The 6296-nt window shown below is 43.1% G+C and carries 3 protein-coding genes; all 3 read right to left on the bottom strand.

Annotation, left to right across the window (positions count from 1 at the left end; genetic code table 11):
- A partial coding sequence (locus OXH00_23550; protein ID MCY3744001.1) for a DEAD/DEAH box helicase family protein occupies positions 1–1009 on the bottom strand: 1009 nt, incomplete at its 3' end.
- Positions 1010–1044: 35 nt separating this feature from the next.
- Positions 1045–4311, bottom strand: coding sequence for a site-specific DNA-methyltransferase (locus tag OXH00_23545; protein MCY3744000.1), 3267 nt, complete (start codon positions 4309–4311; stop codon positions 1045–1047).
- Between the two features lie 350 nt (positions 4312–4661).
- Positions 4662–6038 (bottom strand): PcfJ domain-containing protein, encoded by a 1377-nt coding sequence (locus OXH00_23540; protein MCY3743999.1) that lies wholly within the window; start codon positions 6036–6038, stop codon positions 4662–4664.
- Between the last annotated feature and the right edge of the window lie 258 nt (positions 6039–6296).

The raw sequence follows: 6296 nt of genomic DNA, 5'->3' as shown, positions 1-6296 counted from the left end.
CCTCTTTCAGATTTTCGACGGTGTGTCCCATAAACGCCATTAAGGGACGATAGGCAGTCAGGTCATTGTCATATTGTTCATTGTTTTGGATTCTGTTGAAGGTCTGTAACTTTTCTTCCATTTTTCGGAGGCACTCATCCAGATTATCCTTAATTTCTTCCTCGGATTCGGAAGTTACCTGATTTTTGTCAATTGACTTGAAAAAATGATCTTTGCCATATCCATCATCGTAAAATCGGGCATAATCGTATCGGTAGATGATTGCGTTATCGTATTCGTCCTTCAGTTCTTTGGCGACGTTGTGGAAGGTAGCGGAATACTCAAATAGAAAGGAGTTCCCTACATTAAGACGATTTCGAAGTTCTCTGAACTTACCGGATTGTTGGCTTGTCAAACCGATGTGTGCTTCGTCTACTAAAATGAGACGACGAATTTCTCCGTCATCTGGCAAATGGAAATAGTTGTCTTCCTTCTGCAAAAGCCCTTGGGTTGTGTCGATTATAAGTTCGATCCGATTATGATAAGTTTCATTGAGTTGACGAATATAAGGTTCTAACTCGCGTTCATGCTGCTTAATCAGATTTGCTAAGGGGGTTGTTAGAAAGATTTGAAGACGGGCATTGTCTTTTTTGCAGAAAAGGTGCCAGTACTGAAGAATGTTAAGATGCATGACAACGGTTTTTCCACTGCCTGTCGCCATCCAATATGCCAGCATCCGCTGTGTCTCTGGTCTGCTATTCTCATCATATCCGTCTGATTGCTGCCAATCAGCAAAAAAGCATTCAGTGAAAAGTAGTGCTAATACCTGATAGTAACGAAGCTTAAAATCCTGATCTGTCAGATAATTGTAATCGTCTAAGTAAACCTGGATCCGTTTTAACGGTTCAGTGGGTAGTTGTAACGCTTGATCTGGATCGTACAACTCAATATCTCGCTTAATCCCGTCATTTTGGATATCAATTTCGTTTTCGGTGAGGATTTTTGCTTCGTAGTCTTGGTAAAGTGCCATTAGTTTTCCTAAACATCTGTAGAAGTGCTTTTTAATTATCCATCAACAGTGTCCCATACCGACCCTGTGTCAAAATCCGAAGTCGTGATGAGGTTGACCTGCTGCAAGTCAGAATTGTCAAGTAATGCCTGTTGGTTTGCATCGTAATTAACGTCTAACTGTGTGATGTCTTCTAACCGTGGATCTTCCAGAATTTCCAATAACCGAGGTGTGTCGTCCTCCTCGGTTACACTACGGAAAGCAACCAATCGCTTACCACTTTGAACAACCCGATAGACTTGATCAACAAAATCAAACCGCAGCCGACGGTGAATTGGAAGTCCCTTGAGATAGCAATAAGTTTCCAGCAGGTCTACAGTGCCTTCCGTGCTATCCTTGCCATAAGTGATACGATTGGAAAATGGGAAACGTAGATCTATTATCAACCGAATCTGCTGTTCCTCGGGGCGATAGAGGTATTTAACGGGAACCTCTGTTTCAGTGTTATCATTTGGTGGTAAGGTTATGAGGTTGTTGAGAACATCTTCATACTGTTCCAACTTTTGGTACTTCACGATGCCGACGGTGCCATCAATTTTCTTGCTCTCGTTTGGTTTACCGTCTTTCCAATTTTCGGAGAACATGACGCGACGAATCCGCTCCTTCAAAGTGCTATCAAAATAATCGCCCATCTCAACGAGAATAAATTTGCGGTCACCGTTGTCAGTTTTGTTAAGATTGAGGACGGCGTGCCCTGTTGTTCCGCTACCTGCAAAATAATCCAATACCATTCCGTTCGATATTAGACCGGAAGTCAGCAAACAGTCAGATACGAGGTAAACTGATTTTGGAAAATTGAAGTTGCCATTTCCCAAAATTTCCTCCAATGCTGTTGTTCCATAACGAGCTGCAGCATAAGTTCCCTCACTCCACCATGTTTTCGGGACAGCGTCTTCCTGCATACGCGATTTATATTCTACGCGAATGTTTTCCGCGCGCCGAACTCGATATTCGTCTCTTTCTCTTGATACTTTTTCACAGCCATGTCGCCACCTTTTTTCCACCCCTGCTTTAATAGGCCAGACAGGTACTTCATTCTCATCAGGTTTTTCTAAAATATTGTAAGAACGTGTTGATTCATCCCATGTCATATCTGGAATTCGGATAGTATTATCGTGTTTAACGTAAATCGGATAAAACATAGTTGGCACATCTACCCTGTTATCGCCCGGAGGCCGCCGGATTAGATTGTCCCATGTAAAACGTCCTTGTGCGTCTTGGTGTGGATAACTGTTTTTCTGCTTTTCTGTCTTTGGTAAACTACCGGGTGATGCTCCCGATTTTCCAAAGAAAAGTGCATATTCATGTGCTGGTGAGAGATAACCTTTTCTTGCTCGCCCCTGTGGATTAGAACGCACTACAGCGATCCCTAACTCTTTCTGAAAAATATCCCCTAAAAGGAATCGCAATGGCGAGATCTCTACATCATCAATAGCAACACAAATGATCCCTTCATTCGGCAAAAACTTTTTTGATAACAAAAGCCGGTCGCACATTAACGATAACCAAGAAGAATGTTTGTAATCGTTTTTATATAGAATTGGAGAACCTTGAGTGTTATACGGAGGATCAATATATACACAATTTAATCTGCTTCTATATTTTTCCTCAAGCAAATTCAACGCCTGAAAATTTTCGCTGTTCAATAGTACACCGTCAATTTGCGCTTCTAAGTTCTCAAATAGTGAAAGGAGTTTGTCAACAAAACCTTCCTCAAAATATTGTGTATCTAATGGCAACGTAGGATACAACCCTTCAAGCAATGGCAATTGCTCTGTAACGTCGATACCAAAGGTTTCACGCCAGTCATTAAGTTGTGCTTCATTTTCCAGAATCTGCTTGACGAGTATCTCACGTTGCACAGGGTCATCTTTTGTTGCCTCCGAAATTTTACCTACAGAGATGAGATAATCGGTAGTGATGACCTTTTTCTTCATCAGAAATAGCTGCTTTTGAAACATCTCAACAGCAACGAGCAGTGCAATCACCGCGTCAGTGACGTTGCAGAATGCTGTTGCAATAGCGAATGCAGGATTTTCAGGACTGGGATTCAAAAGGGTGTCTAAATCACCGAGGATAATGTTCTGGATATATCGGCGTTGCTCGGTTTTCAGGAATCTATCCAAATCCTTGTGGATAAAGTAATCGGAATCCATACCGACGAAGAAGGTATTCAGATTTTTGTCAAAGGTATGGAACCGTAAGACTGTTGGACGTTTTTCAAGTGCCGCTTGTCGCTCTGTCTTGTTTTTGCCAAGGTCATTGAAGTCAAGATGGCTTGCTAACTTATCGGCATAACTTTCTAAGTTGATGTGCAACGCTTTGATACCTTGTAATCTGCCATCGTTTACCTTGTCATAGGTGTTGGCGAGGCCCTTAAAAATCGGTTTACCCAGTTCCGCACCTTTATTGATACTTTCGTGGAGATAAAGGTCTACATCGTCCGTTTCACTGAAAATTTGCGCGCTCATCTCACGGTATATCTCAACTTTCGGTGTTGAAGTCTCCGCCAAATGCAGGATAACACGCCATGTTGGCTCAGTATCGTCAGGTTTCGGAGGTTCGATCCTATCAAAGCGATAGTGTTTGAAATCGTCGCGATTATTATTCTGTGCGATACTGGAATTCGCCTTTCCTTCCAACCGGTACTCAATCCGTTTTCCTTCAACTTCAAAGGCAACACTATTAAAACCGGTGGCTGTTTTGACGTAGTAACTGTCGCGACATTTCCAGTGGAAAAGAGTGTCTGCACCGTTATAGTCTGACTCGTCTGGATAATTTACTTTGTAGTGTGCGGTACTTCTATCGTTATAGCCGAAGTCACCATCTCGGTAGTAGCCTTCAAAAAAACTGTGGACGTGGTTATAGACGCTGAAGGCAAGTTTGGATTTAAGATCCTCGGGATTAATCTGGAGTGGTGCAATGAGTTCGTCTTGCCGTTTATATTCAAGAAAATCGATGAGCAGTTGAAGATTACCGGGTACATCGTTAAGATAACCTTGCTCCGTTGCACCGCCTTCTTTCTTAACATATTCTTTCACTTCAGCAAGTTGACTATTGTGAAGTGTCTTAGCGACTTCAACAAGTGATTCGTCTACTATGCTGGGCAACTTTTCGTCAATGAATTGATTGACTTCATCATGCTTAATTTTGAGAATACGAAAAATACCGAAATCGAGGTCGTTATGTGCGAAATGAAACATATCGCGGAGTTTTTCTCGGAGGGTATTGAGGGCATCGGTTGTTGGGTTTGATTCAAGCATTAGTATACTGTCCTTTTACCATTCTGATTCATAGATTTGTTCACATCCTTCTTCAATCGTTCGCCTCATTATTTTTAAATCTTCCTTTGAAATTGTCCCAGCGAGTGGTTTACACCGACTAAGACTACTATAGATAGTTTAGCATCAATTGTATCAAGAAATCAACTTTTTTCTCTCAACCAAAGTCATTCAGTTCTCCAGTAATTTCGATCTGCCAATTGCGGCCCCCTTGTTATCATCTCGGTTTCTTCCATAATTGGTATAATCCTAAAAACCTGGTTCTGACAATGACTCTCTAATAGTCAGACGCAGTACTGACAACTGAGTACTGATAACTGACAACTCTACCGCTATATGTATCCAGCGAGTTGCAAATCTTCTTGTTCCGCCCACTTTCCTAATAGGTCTTTCTCTTTAGGTGTTGGTAAACGGTTCCGCCTGCCTCGAACCTGACGGATAGCTTTTTCGCGTGGTGCAACCTCAATCGTCAAAATTTTGCGTCGTCCATTTTCATCTTCAATTTCCATGCTCCAAATCGATGACCGTCCGGTATGACAGGATCTCGCATAGGTTGAAACGCAATGCCGTAGTATCCGACTTTCGTCTATCAGCTCGTCGCTGCTGAGCAGTTCTCGAATAGACCAGAATTTCATATTGCGTGCCTCCTCACTCCCTTCTAACAGATGAAATTCACCGATCTCTGAACCGTGCCACTCAAGTTCTCTGTCTTTCGATTCTCTACCGAGTTCGCCGTGCCATTCCTCGACTTGGTGGAGCAGCGTTTCAGGGGTTCTCTGGCGCATGCTGAAGTTCGGTTGTGCCGGTCCAATTTCTCTCGCAACCCCTCTCTCAATGAAAACGCGACGGTTCTCGTATTTCTGATGCCAGATATAATCGATAATCGGGTTCACATGACTGACATCCAACATCGGATTCGCAATAAAGAAGCGGATCACGTTTATCCAGAAATCATCGTTGCTAAAAGTTTCGGTCAGTCGTGTTCCCCGAAGCGCGTCCGCCAAATACTTATCACCACCGAGGGCGTGTACTTGTCCCCAACGGAGTGCCTCCTCAATTGTATAATGCCTCGGTGCCTTAAGGAAGTGGTGCGCCATCTTTTTCGTGAGCGGTATAGGAATATCCGGTGTGGTTCGGATATTTTGACCAGTGCCGATGTGTTTGAACCAGTTTTGGTGCGTTACATTTCCATTAAACCAGACACTATCCATAAAAAGCGGGACTTCATAAGCCGCGAGTAGGTGGCGAGCGAGTTCGGAGAACTGGCGGTCGCGGTTATGTTTCTTGACTTTCCACGTCTCAACGGATCGAATCCAACTTTCATGATGGTTTGCGAGTGCCGCGATGCCTTGAACATAGGCGGTCTCTTTTAACAAGTCTGAATTGTCTTCGAGATATAACAGGAGTTTCAAGAGAACTTTCGGGGCTATGCTGCTCTCAAAAGTTTCCGAAATGGCTCTGGTAACCGAATTCTGTAGTTTTTCCGACCGTAGTTCTTGATTGTATATCTTGGGCAGAATTTCTCTCAGGTTGCTGTCTTTCTTCTTTTTTGACATCATTTTGGTGGCTTGTGTGCGGGTCATAACGTATAGTTCGTCTTGGCGTTGGCGCGGACTTTTATCCAAACCCTGACTAAAATTATGGGCACGGCACCATTCCTTATACGCCTCAACCGAAGATATGCCGAGGTGCTGGAAATGCTCCTGCATTTTCAATGCGCATTCCTCTATTCGTATTTTTCTTTGGGATTTTTTTCGCTTTTGAGCCATCAGTTAAGCCCTATAGGTACACCATGGATTGCGCCTCTATCCCACCCGTTTCAGAGACATGACGACGGTTTTCTGGTGCTGTTCAATTACCCGTAATGTGTTTAACCCGATTGACGCGGTATATATTCCAATTTTTATGTCTATTGGGTGCTATTCGTATTTCGGGACTGTGAAGCCAACAGGACGCTAAGGTTTCAA

The sequence above is a fragment of the Candidatus Poribacteria bacterium genome (assembly GCA_026706025.1).
Classification (GTDB): Bacteria; Poribacteria; WGA-4E; order WGA-4E; family WGA-3G; genus WGA-3G.
Note: the sequence above shows the minus strand (reverse complement) of the source record. Positions and strands in the feature narration are given on the sequence as shown.